The sequence below is a fragment of the Variovorax sp. PDC80 genome (assembly GCF_900115375.1).
GTDB lineage: Bacteria > Pseudomonadota > Gammaproteobacteria > Burkholderiales > Burkholderiaceae_C > Variovorax.
Genome location: NZ_FOWG01000021.1, coordinates 74192 through 90096 on the forward strand (window position 1 = coordinate 74192; position 15905 = coordinate 90096).

Annotated in this window: 15 protein-coding genes; 5 read left to right on the forward strand and 10 right to left on the reverse strand. The window is 70.8% G+C overall.

Annotated features, from left to right (window positions below; translation table 11 throughout):
* The first annotated feature begins 54 nt into the window (after positions 1-54).
* On the forward strand, positions 55-1392 hold the full coding sequence (locus BM109_RS38575; protein WP_093355251.1) for a UDP-glucose dehydrogenase family protein: 1338 nt from the start codon (positions 55-57) through the stop codon (positions 1390-1392).
* Here BM109_RS38575 and BM109_RS38580 read toward each other — a convergent pair.
* The 3 genes from BM109_RS38580 to BM109_RS38590 form a co-directional block, all read right to left on the reverse strand.
* Positions 1375-2529: a CaiB/BaiF CoA transferase family protein gene (locus BM109_RS38580; protein ID WP_093355254.1), complete on the reverse strand. Its 1155-nt coding sequence runs from the start codon at positions 2527-2529 to the stop codon at positions 1375-1377. The genes BM109_RS38575 and BM109_RS38580 overlap by 18 nt on opposite strands.
* Positions 2530-2744: 215 nt before the next feature.
* On the reverse strand, positions 2745-3731 hold the full coding sequence (locus BM109_RS38585) for a Bug family tripartite tricarboxylate transporter substrate binding protein (protein ID WP_093355257.1): 987 nt from the start codon (positions 3729-3731) through the stop codon (positions 2745-2747).
* Positions 3732-3774: 43 nt separating this feature from the next.
* A complete protein-coding gene (locus BM109_RS38590) occupies positions 3775-5454 on the reverse strand; it encodes an acyl-CoA dehydrogenase family protein (protein WP_093355261.1) in 1680 nt (559 codons plus the stop codon).
* Between the two features lie 90 nt (positions 5455-5544).
* Between BM109_RS38590 and BM109_RS38595 the strand changes: the two genes are divergently transcribed.
* The 3 genes from BM109_RS38595 to BM109_RS38605 all read left to right on the forward strand — a co-directional run bounded on the left by BM109_RS38595 (position 5545) and on the right by BM109_RS38605 (position 7852).
* Positions 5545-6441 carry a LysR family transcriptional regulator gene (locus BM109_RS38595; protein ID WP_093355264.1) on the forward strand — a complete coding sequence of 299 codons (897 nt, stop codon included), beginning with the start codon at positions 5545-5547 and terminating at the stop codon, positions 6439-6441.
* A gap of 216 nt (positions 6442-6657) precedes the next feature.
* Positions 6658-7401 carry an AP2 domain-containing protein gene (locus BM109_RS38600; RefSeq protein WP_256223065.1) on the forward strand — a complete coding sequence of 248 codons (744 nt, stop codon included), beginning with the start codon at positions 6658-6660 and terminating at the stop codon, positions 7399-7401.
* Between the two features lie 55 nt (positions 7402-7456).
* The gene (locus BM109_RS38605) at positions 7457-7852 is read left to right on the forward strand and encodes a hypothetical protein (protein ID WP_093355269.1); all 396 of its coding nucleotides are present in this window, start codon (positions 7457-7459) and stop codon (positions 7850-7852) included.
* Here BM109_RS38605 and BM109_RS38610 read toward each other — a convergent pair.
* The 7 genes from BM109_RS38610 to BM109_RS38640 all read right to left on the reverse strand — a co-directional run bounded on the left by BM109_RS38610 (position 7843) and on the right by BM109_RS38640 (position 14383).
* The gene (locus BM109_RS38610; RefSeq protein ID WP_177239579.1) at positions 7843-8892 is read right to left on the reverse strand and encodes a serine/threonine protein kinase; all 1050 of its coding nucleotides are present in this window, start codon (positions 8890-8892) and stop codon (positions 7843-7845) included. The two genes, BM109_RS38605 and BM109_RS38610, sit on opposite strands and share 10 nt — an antisense overlap.
* Before the next feature lie 35 nt (positions 8893-8927).
* Positions 8928-10046 (reverse strand): DUF2855 family protein, encoded by a 1119-nt coding sequence (locus tag BM109_RS38615; RefSeq protein ID WP_093355271.1) that lies wholly within the window; start codon positions 10044-10046, stop codon positions 8928-8930.
* A 185-nt stretch (positions 10047-10231) separates the two neighbouring features.
* Positions 10232-10657 carry an organic hydroperoxide resistance protein gene (locus BM109_RS38620; RefSeq protein ID WP_057595126.1) on the reverse strand — a complete coding sequence of 142 codons (426 nt, stop codon included), beginning with the start codon at positions 10655-10657 and terminating at the stop codon, positions 10232-10234.
* 109 nt (positions 10658-10766) lie between these two features.
* The gene (locus tag BM109_RS38625) at positions 10767-11216 is read right to left on the reverse strand and encodes a MarR family winged helix-turn-helix transcriptional regulator (protein WP_057595125.1); all 450 of its coding nucleotides are present in this window, start codon (positions 11214-11216) and stop codon (positions 10767-10769) included.
* A gap of 95 nt (positions 11217-11311) precedes the next feature.
* Positions 11312-12649 carry a serine hydrolase domain-containing protein gene (locus BM109_RS38630; protein ID WP_093355274.1) on the reverse strand — a complete coding sequence of 446 codons (1338 nt, stop codon included), beginning with the start codon at positions 12647-12649 and terminating at the stop codon, positions 11312-11314.
* Positions 12650-12687: 38 nt separating this feature from the next.
* Positions 12688-13503, reverse strand: a complete 816-nt coding sequence (locus BM109_RS38635) for a crotonase/enoyl-CoA hydratase family protein (RefSeq protein ID WP_093355276.1) — start codon at positions 13501-13503, stop codon at positions 12688-12690.
* 31 nt (positions 13504-13534) lie between these two features.
* Positions 13535-14383, reverse strand: coding sequence for a 3-hydroxybutyryl-CoA dehydrogenase (locus BM109_RS38640; RefSeq protein WP_093355279.1), 849 nt, complete (start codon positions 14381-14383; stop codon positions 13535-13537).
* 179 nt (positions 14384-14562) lie between these two features.
* Here BM109_RS38640 and purT point away from each other — a divergent pair, with 179 nt between their 5' ends.
* Positions 14563-15765, forward strand: coding sequence for a formate-dependent phosphoribosylglycinamide formyltransferase (gene purT, locus BM109_RS38645; protein WP_093355282.1), 1203 nt, complete (start codon positions 14563-14565; stop codon positions 15763-15765).
* Positions 15766-15905 lie beyond the last annotated feature (140 nt).

Below are 15905 nucleotides of genomic sequence, written 5' to 3' on the forward strand. Positions count from 1 at the left end.
TCGCGGTTGCCAGTGCCATCGCTCACGGGCGCGGCCCGCCGCGGGGCCGCTGTCTTGAAGCTCGCGGTCTTCGGCGCGGGCTACGTGGGCCTGAGCTTCGCGGCCTGCATGGCCGAGGCCGGGCACGCGGTGCTGTGCGCCGACACCGACGCGCCGCGCATCGCGGGCCTGCGCGCGGGCCGCATGCCGCTGCACGAACCGGGGCTCGGCGCGCTGGTGGCGCAGGAGATGGCGGCCGGCCGGCTGCGCTTCACGGACGATGCCGGCGAGGCCGCGCGGCATGGCGACATCCTCTTCATCGTGGTCAATGCCCCGGCCGATGCGGAGGGCGTGGTCGACCTCGAGGCGGTGTTCGAGGTGGCGCGCGCCGTGGGGCACCACCGCGACCGCGACGGCCTGCTGGTCTGTAAGTCGACCTTGCCGGCGGGCACGGCCGACCGGGTCGAGGCGGTGGTGCGGGACGCGCTGGCGCGGCGCGGTGCCACGCATCGGATCGCGGTGGCGGTGAACCCCGAGTTCCTGCGTGAAGGCTCCGCGGTGCGCGACAGCCGCGCGCCCGACCGCATCGTGGTCGGATCCTCCGATGCCGGCGCGATCGCGCTGCTGGCCGAGCTCTATCGCCCGTTCCTGAGCGATCCCGAGCGCCAGTGGCTGGTGATGGACCGCCGCTCGGCCGAGCTCGCGAAGTACGCCGCCAACGCGATGCTCGCCACCCGCATCAGCTTCATGAACGAGATGGCGCGCGTGGCCGAGCAGGCGGGCGCCGACATCGAGAGCGTGCGCCGCGCGATCGGCGCCGATGCGCGCATCGGTCCGGCCTTCCTGCAGGCCGGCGCGGGCTATGGCGGCTCCTGCCTCGCGAAGGACCTGCGCGCGCTGCGACACATAGGCGAGGGCGCCGCGCTGCGGCTGCTGCCCGCGGTGGCGGCGGTGAACGAGGCGCAGAAGTCGCGGCTCTTCGAACGGGTGGCCGGCCATTTCGGCCCCACGCTCGCGGGGCGCACGCTGGCCGTGTGGGGCCTGGCCTTCAAGCCCGACACCGACGACATGCGCGATGCGCCGAGCCTGGTGCTGATCGAGCGGCTGCTGGCCGCCGGCGCGCGGCTGCGGCTGCACGACCCGGCCGCGATGCCGAATGCGCGTGCGCTGCTCGGCGGACGCGAAGGCATCGCCTGGTGCGATGCGCCCGAGGCCGCGCTCGATGGGGCCGATGCGCTCGTGCTCGTCACCGAATGGGCGGCCTACCGCCGGCCCGATTTCGCGCGCATGGCCGCGCGGCTGTCGGCGCGCGCCGTGTTCGATGGCCGCAATCTCTACGACCCGGCCGAGGTCGAGGCCTCCGGCATCGCCTGCTATGGCATCGGCCGTGGGCGTTCAGTGCGCCGCGGTTGAGGCCGCCTCGTCGTCCGCGCGCGGCAGGAAGGCATCGCCTGGCGTCAGCGGCGCATGCCGGTAGCTCGCGGGCGTGCGGCCCAGCTTCACGGGCGCGCCGATGCCGCGATAGCCACCCTCGAGTTCGACCACCATGCCGCGGTGCGCCGTGTGCGGATGTTCGAGCGCGGCGGCCACGGGCAGCACGGGCGCGGCCGGCACGCCCGCGGCCATGAGCTGCTCGACCAGCACGCGGCCGTCGAAGGCGGCCATGGCGGTCTCGAGCCGCTGCTTGAGCGCGTCGCGGTTCACCGAGCGCGCGCCCGCGGTGGCGAAGCGCGGATCGGTGGCCAGCGCGGGCAGACCGATGCAGCCGCACAGGCTCGCGAACTGGCGGTCGTTGCCGACGGCGACGAACACGGGGTCGGTGCCGGTGGCGAGGGCGTCGTAGGGATAGATGTTGGGATGGGCGTTGCCGGTGCGGCGCGGGGCGCTGCCGTCCATGAACCAGTTGGCGGCGTGCGGATGCAGCAGCGAGATGCCGCTGTCGTAGAGCGCGGCTTCGACGAACTGGCCGCGTCCGCTGCGCTGGCGTTCCTGCAGCGCGAGCAGCACGCCGATGACGGCGTTGAGGCCGGTCACCATGTCGACCACGGGCAGGCCCACGCGCAGCGGCCCGCCCTCGGCCTCGCCGTTGACGCTCATGATGCCGGTCATGGCCTGCACGGCGGCGTCGTAGCCGGGCAGCGCACCGAGCGGACCGTCGGCGCCGAAGCCCGAGACGCGGCACCAGACCAGGCGCGGAAAGCGCTGCGACAGGGTCTCGTAGCCGATGCCCCAGCGTTCCATGGTGCCGGTCTTGAAGTTCTCGATCAGCACGTCGGCCTCGGCCACCAGCGCGAGCAGGGCGGCGCGGCCTTCCTCGGTCGAGAAGTCGAGGTGCTGCACGCGCTTGTTGCGGTTGAGGCCGTGGTAGTAGGAAGCCACGCCATCCTTGAACGGCGGGCCCCAGGTGCGCGTGTCGTCGCCCTGCGGCGGCTCGATCTTGAGCACGTCGGCGCCATGGTCGCCGAGGATCTGACCGCAGTAGGGGCCGCCGAGGATGCGGGAGATGTCGAGCACGCGGATGCCCGCGAGTGCGCCTTGAGAGGATGTCATTGCAGTGCTGTTCCGATGCTTGTGTTCTGTTCGTTCGGGGCGCGTGCGAAGGACATCGGGTACTCCCCTCCGCGAATGTCCCCCGGCCTTCGGCCTCCTCCTTGATTTCGCTGCGGGGAGCACCCGATGCCCTCCGCACGAGAGGCGCTCTGGTCGTGCCGGCGGTTCAGGCGCGGCGCAAGGTACCCCGTCGGCGTGATCGCGCCCCGGATGCCTCAATCGAGCTGCGCCCCCGACTTCTTGACCACGTCCTTCCACTTTGCCGACTCGCTCGCGATGAACTGGCCGAGCTTCGGCGGCGAGGTGTCGGCGCTGGCCTCGAGGCCCTGGGCCGCGAACATCTGCTTGACCTTGGGCGAGTTCAACACCTCGGCGAAGGCATGGTTGAGCTTCGCCACGCGCTCGGCCGGCGTGCCCGCGGGTGCGACGATGCCGAAGAACACGCTCACGTCGTAGCCCTTGTAGCCCTGCTCCGAGATCGTGGGCACCTCGGGCAGCGCCTGCGAGCGCGCGAGGGTGGCCACGCCCAGCGCGCGCAGCTTGCCGGCCTTGACGTAGGGCAGCGCGGTGAGGATGTCGGTGAAGGTCATGCTGACCTGGCCGCCCAGCAGGTCGTTGAGCGCGGGGCCGGTGCCCTTGTAGGGGATGTGCTGGAAGTCGGTGCCGGCGATCGAATTGAACAGCACGCCCGCCAGGTGCGAGGAGGCGCCGTTGCCCGAGGAGGCATAGCTGAGCTTGCCGGGGTTGGCCTTGGCATAGGCGACGAGCTCGGGCACCGTCTTCACCGGCAGCGCGGGATTCACCACCAGGATGTTCGGCAGGTAGCCGACCTGGATCACGGGCGCGAAGCTCTTCACCGGGTCGTAATTGATCTTGCGGTAGAGGCTGGCGTTGATCGCGAGCGGGCCCGAGGTGCCGAACAGCAGCACATGGCCGTCGGCTTCGGCGCGCGCCACGTACTCGGCGCCGATGTTGCCGCCCGCGCCCGCGCGGTTCTCCACGATCATCGGCTGGCCCATGCGGTCCTTCATCTCGGCCGCGAGCGTGCGCGCCATCGCGTCGGTGGGACCGCCGGGCGGGAAGGGCACGACCAGCGTCATCGGCTTGGAAGGGAAGGCGGTGTCGGCCTGCGCGGCGGGGGCCGCGGCCAGCAGGCCGGCGCAGGCGGTGGCCAGCGCGAGGAGGGAAGCGAGGTGTTTCAAGAGGAGGTCTCCGTTCTTTGTTCGGGTGTCCGGGGGGAAGGGCTCAGGCCGCGGTCCAGTCCGCGGGCAGCGCATCGGGCGCGAGCGGATCGCGCGGCAGCACGCGGTGCAGCAGCGCGAGCTGCGACCAGCGCAGCCGCGCGGCCGAGCCGGTGCGCGCGGCTTCCCAGGCCATCGCGCTCGCGCTGGTGCAGTGGTAGAGCGCCGAGGCGGCCTGGCGCGCGAGCACGTCGCCGCCTTCGCGCGCGGCCGTCTCGGCCAGCGCGGCGGCGCGCGCCAGCGCATCGCGCAGCGCCTGGGCGAAGGCCGGGGCCGGTTCGGCTTCGGCGATCAGCTTTTCGCAATGGGCGCGCAGCACCGGCAGCGAGCCCTCGCGCTTGACGGCGCGGATCACGTCGAGCGCGACGATGTTGCTGGTGCCCTCCCAGATCGAGCCCAGGTGGGCATCGCGCACCAGCCGCGGATCGCTCCATTCCTCGATGTAGCCGCAACCGCCGCGCACCTCCATCGCATCGCCCGTGACCTTGCGCGCATCGCGGCAGGCGCGGAACTTGATGAGCGGCGTGAGGATGCGCAGCAGCGCGTAGGCATCGGCTTCGCCGGCATCGGAACGCGCCAGCGCCAGCGCGGTCTGGCAGACCATGGTGCGTGCCTGCTCGGCGGGCACGCGCAGCTTGTCGAGCTGGCGCTGCATCAGCGGCATCTGGTCGAGCGTGCGGCCGAAGGCCTGGCGCTCGGCCGCGATGTACTCGGCCTCGGCCACCGCGCGGCGCATCAGGCCGGCGGCACGCACGCCGTTCGACAGCCGCGAGTTGTTGACCATGTCGGCCATCTGCACGAAGCCGCGGCCCTCCTCGCCGACCAGGAAGGCGAGCGCGCCCTCGAGCCGGATCTCGCCGCTGGCCATCGAGCGCGTTCCGAGCTTGTCCTTGAGCCGGATGATCCGGTAGTGGTTGAGGCGGCCGTCGTCGAGCCGGCGCGGCAGCAGGAACAGCGACACGCCCTTCATGCCGGCCACGCCGTCCTCGGCGCGCGCGAGCACCATCGCGAAGTCGGCGTCGGGGTTCGAGCAGAACCACTTGTCGCCCGTGAGGCGCCAGCTGCCGTCGGCCTCGCGCCGCGCCAGCGTGGCGGTGGCGGCGATGTCGGAGCCCGCGGCCTGCTCGGTCATGAACATCGCGCCCTGCGCGAGTTCGTCGAAGTCGAGCGAGGTCAGGCGCGGCAGGTACTTCCGTACCAGCTCGGGCGCGCCGAATTTCTTGAGCGTGCGCGTGAGCGAATCGGTCATCGAGACCGGGCAGCACAGGCCGAACTCGGCCTGCACGAACAGGTAGGTCAGCGCGTATTTCACGAGCGGCGGCATGCGGCCTTTCCAGCCCAGTGTCTCGTCGCGGTGCGAGATCGCGGCCAGGCCGAATTCGCTGAGCGCGAGGCGCTCCATCTCGACGTAGGCCGGATGCTTGATCACCTGCTGCTCGTCGAGCCCGGTGCGCGTGCGCTGCTTCAGGGTGGGCGGGTTGCGGTCGGCGGTGGCGGCCAGTTCGTCGAGCGTGCCGCCCGCGAGGCCGCCGAGGCGCTCGAGCTGCGGCCGTAGATGGCGCAGCAGGTCCTCGGGCAGGTAGAGCGCGAGCAGCGATTGCAGCTCGGTGTCGACGCTGTAGAGGTTCTGGCCGTGGCGGTCGGGAATGGGGTGAACGGCGGGCGCGGCGGGCGTCTCGGGCATGGCTTGTCTCCTGGATTCGCGCCATTGTTCAAGCCGTGACGATCCGTGTCTAATATCGTTTGGGTCTTGCTCGATTCGATTTGCCTATTCATGGAACTGCGTCACCTGCGCTATTTCTCCGTGCTCGCCGAAGAGCTGCACTTCGGGCGCGCTGCGCGCCGGCTCTCGATCTCGCAGCCGCCGCTGTCGGTGGCGATCCGCCAGCTCGAGGACACGGTGGGCGCGCGCCTGTTCGAGCGCAACAGCAAGGAGGTGCGGCTCACGCCCGCGGGCGACGCGCTGCGCGTGTCGGCGCGCCGGCTGCTGCAGCAGGCCGAGGAGGCCGCGCTCGAGGCGCGCGACATCGCGCAAGGCTCGGCCGGGCGGCTGCGCATCGGTTTCGTCGGCGCGATGCTCTACCGCGGCCTGCCGCAGGCGCTGCGCGCGTTCCAGGCCAAGCATCCGGCGGTGCGCATCACGCTGGCCGAACTCAACTCGGGCGTGCAGATCACCGAGCTGATGCACGACCGGCTCGACCTCGGCTTCGTCCACACCGCGCGCATGCCGCCCGAGCTGCAGCACCGGCTGCTGCTGACCGAGCCCTTCGTCTGCTGCCTGCCCGCGGGCCACGCGCTGGCGCGGCGGCGCGCGCTCGCGCCGGCCGAGCTGCGCGGCGAGCCCTTCGTGCTGTTCTCGCGGGAGGCCTCGCCCGACTACCACGAGCGCATCCTCTCGATCTGCGCCGACGCGGGTTTCCATCCCGAGGTGCGGCACGAGGTGCGGCACTGGCTCGCGGTGGTCTCGCTGGTGTCGCAGGGCATGGGCGTGGCGCTGGTGCCGCAGGCGATGCGGCACTCGGCGCTCAGCGGCGCGGTGTTCCGCCCGCTCGACCGCGAGGTCACGCCGTCGGAGGCCTACGGCGTGTGGCGCGCGGGGCCGCCGAACATGCTGGTGCAGCGGCTGCTCGACGGGCTCGCGAAGAGCCTGCGCGAGAGCGCGAAGCGCTGAACGCGCACGCCGTTGTGCACCGTCTTCGTGGCAGGGCCGTGACCATGCGGGGCATCGACCCCGCACCGCGCCGGGCTACCGGAACCGGTGATGCCCAAGGCCTTGCGAAGGCTTTAGTATTCCCGTCAACCTCGCCGTGGCCCGGGCCTTCAAGAGCATGCAAAAGGGGTGTCGCCAGGGGGTTCAGATCAACGACACGGCCGTGTCGACGCCAGCATGCCCAAAGGTATCCCCAATTCCGCCGCCATGTACGGCATCTTCACCCGGCCCTGGGGCTACGAGGTCTCCGTCATGCGCAACGGAACCCGCCACTACCGGCAGTTCGGCCGGGCGAGCTACGGCGGCGCCGAACAGGCGCTGCTGCATGCGCAGGACTGGCGCGACGCCATCGTGCGGCAGCACCCGCCGATCGCGCGCCGCGCGCGCGCCGAGCAGCCGCGCGCCAACAACAGCACCGGTGCGCCCGGCGTCTACAGCCGCGTCGCGCCCGACGGCCGCGTGCGTGCCTGGCTCGCCAAGACCTACATCGCCGAGGACCAGATCCTGCAGACCTATTTCTCGGTCGACGGCGCCGACCGCGCGGCCCATGCGGCGGCGCTGGCCGAGCGCGCGCGCCAGCTCGCGCAGATGACCGGCCTGGCGCACGTGCACCCGGCCGAGGAGGCGATCCGCCGCGAGACCGATGCCGCGCCGCGCGCGCGCACGCCGCGGCTTTCGCGCGCGGAGATCGTGCGCCGCAACAACTCGAGCGGCACCAGCGGTGTGCAGTTCAAGTCGCCGCGGCCCGACCATCCGGGCTACTGGATGGCGATCACCTTCATCGCCGGGCGCGGCACCGTCAGCAAGGCCTTCTCGGTGAAGACCCATGGCGAGCAGGCGGCCAAGCGCCTCGCGATCGCCGAGCGCGAGACGCAGCTCGCGCTCAAGCGGCAGCTCGACGGCGCGGAGCTGGCGTCCTGATGGCGGCGCGCGCGTGCAAGGCCGGGCCCGCGGGCACGGCCGGGGCGGTGCTGCCATGAGCCTCAAGTCGCTGAACCGGCTGCTGCGCGTGGCCTCGCACCTGCTCGACCAGGCCGCGGCCGACGTGCGGGCCTGCGGCCTCGAGCCGGCCACCGAGCAGGTGCACCGCATCGGCCGCGCGATGGTCGAGCTGATCGAGGTGCAGCGCCGGATCTATGCCGAGCAGCCCGAGCTGCAGCCGCGCACGCTCGTGGCCTCGCGCCGCGAGGCCGACGCCAACCGGCTGTTCACCCAGCTGATGCTCGAGGCGCTGGACCTCGAGGACGCCGGCAACGTGGCGGCCGCACTCGAGAAGTACACGCAGTTCATCGGCCTCTCGCCCTCGCACCACCACCGCGAGATCGTGCGCGAGGAGATCCGCCGGCTGTCGGCGCCGGCCGTTCAGGCGTAGATCGGGTCCTCGGCCATCGCCTCGCACTGGTCCTGCAGCATCTGGAGCTGGCCCTTCCAGTAGTCGCTGCTGCCGAACCAGGGGAAGTTGATCGGGAAGATCGGGTCTTCCCAGCGCCGCGCGAGCCAGGCGCTGTAGTGGATCAGGCGCAGCGTGCGCAGCGGTTCGATCAGCGCGAGCTCGCGGCGGTCGAATTCGCGGAACTGCTCGTAGCCGTCGAGCAGGCCCGAGAGCTGCGCGGTGCGCTGGGCGCGCTCGCCCGACAGCAGCATCCACAGGTCCTGCACCGCGAAGCCGGTGCGCGCGTCGTCGAGGTCGACGAAGTGCGGGCCGCCGTGGGGGCGGTCGGTCGGGGTCCAGAGGATGTTGCCGGGGTGCACGTCGCCATGCAAGCGCAGCTTGCGCGGGCCGTCGCCGGTGGCCGCCGCGCTCGAAAGCGGGGTCGCGGCGATCATCGCCAGCGCCTCGTTGCAGGCCTTCTCCCAGTCGCGCTGCACGTCGAGCGGCAGCTTGTCGTTCGCCAGCAACCAGTCGCGCGAGGCGGTGCCGAAGTTCTGCAGGTCGAGCGCGGGCCGTGCCTCGAACGGGCGCGCGGCGCCCACGGTGTGGATGCGCGCGAGAAAGCGCCCGACCCATTCGAGCACCTCGAAGTCGTCGAGCTCGGGCGCGCGGCCGCCGCGGTAGGGGCTCACGCTGAAGGCGAAGCCGGCATGGCGGTGCAAGGTGGCGCCGCCGAAGGCCAGCGGCGGCACGGCCGGCACCTCGGCCGCGGCGAGTTCGAGCGAGAAGGCATGTTCCTCGAGGATCTCGGCCTCGCTCCAGCGGCCGGGCCGGTAGAACTTGACCACCACGGCCGGGTGCGGCTGCGGGTCCTCGAGGTGCACCTGGTAGACCCGGTTCTCGTAGGAGTTGAGCCCGGTGAGCCGGCCGTCGCCGTGCAGGCCAAGGCCCGCGAGCGCGTCGAGCACCACGTCGGGCGTGAGGCTCTCGTAGGGATGGGCAGGGTGGCCGGCGGGCGCCGCGGGGGAATCGGGAATCATGCGGCGATTGTCGTCGCCCGCACCCCGCGGGATTTTCAGAGGCCGCCGGGGTGCGCGTGCAGCGACAGGATGTGGCCGGTGCGCGGGTCGCCCTTGCCGGCCAGCACCTGGGCATAGGCGGCCTGCGCGGCCGCGCCGCCGCGGTGGTGCTCGGCGCGCAGCCAGGGGCTGGCGGCATCGGTCGCGCGCGCGGTGAAGGCCTGCCAGGCCGCCACCATGCGGCGGCTGAATTCCTCGGCACTCCATTCGGCGGTGCGCTTCTTGATCTGCGCGGGCGCGAAGAACAGCGTGGCGCGCGGGCCCGCGAGCTCGCGGGTGGCGCCCTTGGAGGCCAGTTCGTCGACGTGCGTGCCGCCGATCGCGCAGCTGTAGCGCAGGCCGGTGAAGCGCGCATGGATCGCCTCGCGCAGGGCGCCGTTGCCCGCGAAGTCGATGTAGACGCAAGGCGTGTCGGCCGGCAATTCGTCGAGCGCGTCGTAGCGCAGCACGCGGTGGTAGCAGCCCAGGCTCTCGCAGTAGCCGACGTTGCCGGCCGAGGTCAGGCCGACCACCTCGATCCCTTCGCGCTGGTGCAGCTGGAACGCGGTGCCGTAGGCCGTCTTGCTCGAGGCGCTCGACAGCAGCATGGTGCGCGCGCCGAAGAAGTCGTTGTCGGCCATGAAGTCGTCGATCAGCCAGGAGGTGATGAACAGCGGGCGCAGCAGCGCCTGCGTGTCCTCGCTGTCGGCGGTGTAGAGCGGATCGGCATTGCAGCGGAAGTACTGGTTGTAGACCACCGGCAGCTCGGCGCGGTGCGCGGCACCGTCGGCGAAGCGCTCGGGCGACAGCCGCGTCGGGCTCAGCACCGCGCTCGTGGCCATGGGCCAGTAGCCGTAGAGGCGCTCGCCCACGGCCACGCCCGGATGCAGCGACTGCACCACGCTCGCGAAGCCCCATACGGGGATGTTGCCCCAGGCCTCGTCGCCGGTGGGGAAGAAGCGCCAGTAGCTCATGGCCTCGCCGAAGGCGGCGTAGGTGATGTTGTTCGAGGTCAGCGCGAAGCTGTCGATGCGCACGCGCACCTGGCCGTCGGCCAGTGGCGTGTCGGTGCTGTCGTCGAGGCGGGTGTCGCCCAGTTGGCTCTTGCGGATCTGCAGGCTGAGGGTGGTGCTCATGGCGTGTCGAAGCTCCGTGGCTGCGCGGCGTTCCGGCCGCTGGGGTGGCAAGGGGTGCGTCCACGTGACATTAGCCAAGCTTCGTGAAAGGCGCCATCGCGCCGGTGCCGCGCGCGTCGCACGCGGGACAAGCGCGCACGCAAAAAAGCCCCGCGAGCGGGGCTTCGTCGTGGAGCGCGAGGGGCTCAGGCGATCGTCAGTTCGACGTCGATGTTGCCGCGCGTGGCGTTCGAGTACGGGCAGACCTGGTGGGCCGTGTCGACCAGCTTCTGCTTCTGTTCGGCGTCGAGGCCGGGCAGCGTGATCGCGAGCTTGACCGCGATGCCGTAGGCGGCGCCGCCATTCGTCGGGCCGAGGGAGACGCTGGAGTCGATCGCCACGTCGTCCGGCACCTTGACGCCGATCTTCGGGCCCACGGCCTTCATCGCGCCGATGAAGCAGGCGGCGTAGCCGACCGCGAACAGCTGTTCGGGGTTGGTGCCGGGCTTGCCCGAACCGGGCGAGCTCAGCTGGACGTCGATCGCGCCGTCGCTGGATTTGCCGGCGCCGTCGCGGCCGCCCGTGGTGTGGGCCTGGGCGGTGTAGAGCACTTTGTCGAGCTTGGTGGTCATGGTGATGTTTCCTTGGTCGAAGTGGAACGGTGGTTGAAGAAAGCCGTCGTGGTCCGGAATGGCACGCGGCGGGAGAAACCTGTTGTAGTGATTGAAATGGCTTGCTTGCTCAGGCGGCCTTGCGGATGCGGTCGCGCAGCGCTTGAATCTGGTGGGTGAGGTCCACGAGCTCGGGCACCGAGCATTCGGAGGCCGCGAGCAGGCATTCAGGCACGTGGCCCGCGCGCGCCTTGAGGCGGCGGCCCGCGGCCGTGAGCGTGATGTGCACGCGGCGCTCGTCGGCCACGTCGCGCACGCGGGCCACGAAGCCGTTGGCCTCGAGGCGCTTGAGCAGCGGGGTGAGCGTGCCGGAGTCGAGCGAGACGCGCTCGCCGAGTTCGGAGACCATGGGGCCGTCTTTTTCCCACAGGGCGAGCATCACCAGGTACTGCGGGTAGGTGAGACCGAGCTTGTCGAGCAGGGGCTTGTACAGGCGGGTCATGGCCAGCGAGGCGGAGTACATGGCGAAGCAGAGCTGGTTGTCCAGCTTCAGGAGTTCGTCTTGCGTGAGGGAGGGCATGGGGCAAATTATGGCACTCAATTAAATTGTGTGCAAAGTATTTCGTGCGACAGGGTTTTCGGGGCCCCGCTCCCGGCGGGAGAGGGCAGGAAAATTCAGGGGCGCTTCATCAGCGCATCGGCCACCGCGGCGAAGCCCGGCAGCGTCAGCGGATCGTTGCCCGCGTTCGCCGCCACCGGATGCGCCGCGTAGCGCACGATCACCATCTGCGCCGCCGGGTCCACGTAGATGCTCTGGCCATGGATGCCGCGCGCCATGTAGGCGCCGTGCGCGTTGTTCGACACCCACCACATGTTGCGGTACGACCAGCCCGGCAGCAGGCCGTAGCCGGCCTTCGCGAACTTGGCGGGGTCGCCGCCGCGGCGGATGTCGTCCACCACCGCCTTCGAGAACACCTGCTGCCCGTTGGGAGCGCGGCCGCCGTTGCGCAGGGTTTCGCCGAAGCGCGCGAGGTCGCTCAGCGTGGTGTTGAGGCCGCCGCCGCCCGACTCGGTGCCGATGCTGTCGACCATGAAGTAGGCGTCCTGCTCGGCGCCGATGCGGCGCCAGATCTTCTCGCTCAGCAGCTCGGCCAGCGACTGGTTGCTGGCGCGGCGCAGGATCCAGGCCAGCACCTCGGCATTGATGGTCTTGTAGCCGAAGGCCTCGTCGTGCGCGCCTTCCTTCTTCTGCAGCGCGAGGAACTCGTAGAAGGTCTTCGGGCCGCTGTAGCCGGGCGCGCGCGGAATGAAACCGCCGGCGCGCGAGTAGTCCCAGATCTCGGCCTTGGGATCGGCGTAGTTCTCGGAGTAGCGCACGCCGATGGTCATGTCCATCACCTGGCGCACGGTGGCGTCGCCGTAGGCGCTGTCCTTGAGCTCGGGCACGTACTTTGTGACGGGCGCCGCGGGGTCGAGCTTGCCCTCGTCGGCGAGGATGGCCGCGAGCGTGCCGACGAAGGACTTGGTGACCGACATCGCGAGATGCGGCCGCTCGGGCGTGAGCGCGCCGAAGTACTTCTCGTACACCACCTGGCCACGGTGCAGCACCAGGATGCCGTCGGTGTAGGTGTTGGCGATCATCTGGGCGACCGTGCTGTCCTCGCCCGACAGCGACTTGAAGCGGATGCCCTCGATCTGCTCGGGCGTCACGCCCGTGGCGGCCGGCAGCGGGCTCGCGGCGCCGCTGCCGCGCCACACGTTGGAGGTGGGCACGACCTCGCGCACGTGCGAGAAGGTCCAGCGGTTGCGCGGGAAGGCGTTGCCGGCGGGGTTCTCGAAGGTGATCTGCTTGTCGGGCGGCGGCGGAAAGCCGCGCATCCAGCCGAGCGCGTCGACGGAGGTGGCCGCGGGATCGGGCAGGGCCGCGGGCGCGGCCGGTGCCTGGGCGTGGAGGGAGGTGTTCACGGCGGAGAGGGTCAGCGCGGCCAGGGCCGCGCGCAGTCGCAGGGTCATGGTGAGGATGGAAGAAGAGGGGAGGGACGGGGCGTTCGTCAGCGCCCGCTGAAGCGCGCGGGCCGGCGCTCGATGAAGGAGCGCACGCCCTCGGCCGCGTCCTCGCTGTTCGACAGCCGCTTCTGCGTCTCGATGAACTCGCCGACCGCGGCCAGCGGGCCCTGCTCGATCGCCTTGAGCACGTTGAGGCGCGTGGCCACCACCGCCAGCGGCGCCTGCGCGGCGATGCGCTGCGCGATCGCGAGCGCCTCGTCGAGCTCCTGGCCCGCGGGCACCACCTTCTGCACGAAGTTCAGGCGATAGGCCTCGGCGCTGCCGAACTCGTCGGCCGTCAGCAGGTGCAGCATCGCGTTGCCGAGGCCGGCGCGCTCGGCCATGCGCAAGGTGGCGCCGCCCGTGGCCATGATGCCGCGCTGCACCTCCATCTGCGAGAAGCGGCAGTTGTCGGCCGCCACCACGATGTCGGCGCCGAGCATCAGCTCGATGCCCACCGTGAAGCAGATGCCCTTGACCGCCACCACCATCGGCTTGGTGCGCCGGCGGTAGCCCTCGAGGCCGAAGTCGTGCGGCTCCACCAGGCCCTGCGGGATCGCCTTCTCGCCGCGCTTCATGTAGTCGGCCACCGCGGGCAGGTCGAGGCCGGCCGTGAAGTGGTCGCCGAAGGCATGCAGCACGCCCACGCGCAGGTTCGGGTCGTCGTCCAGGCGCGTGTAGGCCTCGGCGAGCTGGCGGAACATCGGCGGCGTCCAGCCGTTGCGCTTGGCGGGCCGGTTGATGCCGATCAGCAGCACGTGGTCGAGCACCTGGGTGTCGATGCAGCCTTCGGTGGGCGGGGTGGTGGGCGTGGCGGTCATGGCGTTCCCTGTCTCCTCGTTCTTCGGCGCGTCAGTAGGTGTAGACGCCGCGGCCGGTCTTGCGGCCCAGTTGGCCGGCGGCCACCATTTCCTTCAGCAGCGGGCAGGGGCGGTACTTGGAGTCGCCGAACTGGTCGAGGTAGACCTCCATCACCGCGAGGCAGACGTCCAGGCCGATCATGTCGGCCAGCGCCAGCGGGCCGATCGGCTGGTTGCAGCCCAGCTTCATGCCGGCGTCGATGTCTTCGGCGGTCGCGATGCCCTCGGACAGCACGAAGAAGGCCTCGTTGATCATCGGCACCAGGATGCGGTTGACCACGAAGCCCGGCGCGTTCTTCACCGTGATCGGCGACTTGCCCAGGCGCTCGGCCAGTTCCTTCACCGTGTCGTGGGTGGCGTCGCTCGTGAGGTAGCCGCGGATCAGCTCGACCAGCGCCATCATCGGCACCGGGTTGAAGAAGTGCATGCCGATGAAGCGGTCGGCGCGCGAGGTGGCGGCGGCCAGCTGCGTGATCGAGATCGACGAGGTGTTCGAGGCGATGATGACCTCGGGCCCCACGAGCTCGTCGACCTGCTTCAAGATCTTGAGCTTGAGCGCGTGGTTCTCGGTCGCGGCCTCGATCACGAGCTGCGCGCCCTTGAGGTCGTCGTAATTGGTCGAGCCCTGGATCAGCGCCAGCGCGGCGGCCTTCTGCTCGGCCGTGAGCTTTTCCTTCTTGATCAGCCGGTCGAGGCTGCCCGAGACGGTGGCCAGGCCCTTGTCGACCGCCGCCTGCGCGACGTCGATCATCACCACCTTGACGCCCGCCACCGCACAGGCCTGCGCAATGCCGTTGCCCATCGTGCCGGCGCCGATGATGCCGACGGTCTGAATCGCCATGAGAAATGCTCCTTGAGAAAACGAAAGGGGAAGAAAAGAGAAGGCGGGCCAGCCGCCGTGCCGTCCATTGTGGATCAGCCCCGTGCCAGCGTCGTTGCCGCGGGCGACACGGGTGGCTTACAGTGCGCGCTCGCGCTTTTCCCCTCTTTTTCTTCCCTCCCGAACCGACAGAAGCCGCCATGACCACCCTCGGCACCCCCCTCTCCCCCTCGGCAACCCGCGTGATGCTCCTCGGCTCCGGCGAACTCGGCAAGGAGGTGCTGATCGCCCTGCAGCGCCTGGGCGTCGAGACCATCGCCGTCGACCGCTACGAGAACGCGCCCGGCCAGCAGGTGGCCCACCATGCGCGCACCATCGTCATGAGCGACCCCGCGCAGCTGCAGGCGCTGATCGAGGCCGAGAAGCCGCAGCTCGTGGTGCCCGAGATCGAGGCCATCGCCACGCCGATGCTGCAGCAGCTCGAGGACGCGGGCACGGTGCGCGTGATCCCCACGGCCCGCGCCGCCCGCCTCACGATGGACCGCGAAGGCATCCGCCGCCTGGCCGCCGAGACCCTGGGCGTGCCGACCAGCCCCTACAAGTTCTGCGATTCGCTCGCCGAGCTGCAGGCCGCGATCGATGGCGGCATCGGCTACCCCTGCATCGTGAAGCCCGTGATGAGCAGCTCGGGCAAGGGCCAGAGCAAGATCGACGGCCCGGCCGATGTGCAGAAGGCCTGGGACTACGCCATGGCCGGCGGCCGCGTGAGCCATGGCCGCGTGATCGTCGAGGGCTTCATCGACTTCGACTACGAGATCACGCTGCTGACCGTGCGCGCCAAGGATGCCGGCGGCGCCGTGCACACCCGGTTCTGCGAGCCCATCGGCCATGTGCAGGTCAGCGGCGACTACGTCGAGAGCTGGCAGCCGCACCCGATGGCACCGGCCGCGCTGCAGAAGGCGCAGCAGATCGCCGAGGCGGTCACGGCCGACCTCGGCGGCCAGGGCCTGTTCGGCGTCGAGCTGTTCGTCAAGGGCGACCAGGTCTGGTTCAGCGAGGTCAGCCCGCGCCCGCACGACACCGGCATGGTCACCATGGCCACGCAATGGCAGAACGAGTTCGAGCTGCATGCGCGCGCAATCCTCGGCCTGCCGGTGGACACCACGCTCAAGAGCCCGGGCGCCAGCGCCGTGATCTACGGCGGCGTCGATGCCCGGGGCATCGCCTTCGACGGCGTGGCCGAGGCGCTGCAGGTGCCGGGCGTGGACCTGCGCCTGTTCGGCAAGCCCGAGAGCTTCGTCAAGCGCCGCATGGGCGTGGCGCTGGCGCATGCCGCCGACGTGGAGACTGCGCGCACCAACGCCAAGGAAGCCGCCTCGCGCGTGAAGCCGCGCCAGGCCTGATCACTTCGGCCGACGGCGGTAGCCAGTTTTCGCAAGCCGCGCCGCGCAGGCGCAGGCAAGGTGCCGGGGCTGACGAAAGACGCCGGCCCGGGAGGGATGCGGGTGCATGCGGATTCCGTCCGCGCGCGCCGCGCTCCACA

Coding starts and splice junctions, on each gene's coding strand:
- BM109_RS38590 (WP_093355261.1), bottom strand. CDS start 5,454: ATGCCCGAGACGCCCGCCGCGCCCGCCGTTCACCCCATTCCCGACCGC.
- BM109_RS38620 (WP_057595126.1), bottom strand. CDS start 10,657: ATGACCACCAAGCTCGACAAAGTGCTCTACACCGCCCAGGCCCACACC.
- BM109_RS38595 (WP_093355264.1), top strand. CDS start 5,545: ATGGAACTGCGTCACCTGCGCTATTTCTCCGTGCTCGCCGAAGAGCTG.
- BM109_RS38610 (WP_177239579.1), bottom strand. CDS start 8,892: ATGATTCCCGATTCCCCCGCGGCGCCCGCCGGCCACCCTGCCCATCCC.
- BM109_RS38630 (WP_093355274.1), bottom strand. CDS start 12,649: ATGACCCTGCGACTGCGCGCGGCCCTGGCCGCGCTGACCCTCTCCGCC.
- purT (WP_093355282.1), top strand. CDS start 14,563: ATGACCACCCTCGGCACCCCCCTCTCCCCCTCGGCAACCCGCGTGATG.
- BM109_RS38640 (WP_093355279.1), bottom strand. CDS start 14,383: ATGGCGATTCAGACCGTCGGCATCATCGGCGCCGGCACGATGGGCAAC.
- BM109_RS38615 (WP_093355271.1), bottom strand. CDS start 10,046: ATGAGCACCACCCTCAGCCTGCAGATCCGCAAGAGCCAACTGGGCGAC.
- BM109_RS38635 (WP_093355276.1), bottom strand. CDS start 13,503: ATGACCGCCACGCCCACCACCCCGCCCACCGAAGGCTGCATCGACACC.
- BM109_RS38600 (WP_256223065.1), top strand. CDS start 6,658: ATGCCCAAAGGTATCCCCAATTCCGCCGCCATGTACGGCATCTTCACC.
- BM109_RS38625 (WP_057595125.1), bottom strand. CDS start 11,216: ATGCCCTCCCTCACGCAAGACGAACTCCTGAAGCTGGACAACCAGCTC.
- BM109_RS38580 (WP_093355254.1), bottom strand. CDS start 2,529: ATGACATCCTCTCAAGGCGCACTCGCGGGCATCCGCGTGCTCGACATC.
- BM109_RS38605 (WP_093355269.1), top strand. CDS start 7,457: ATGAGCCTCAAGTCGCTGAACCGGCTGCTGCGCGTGGCCTCGCACCTG.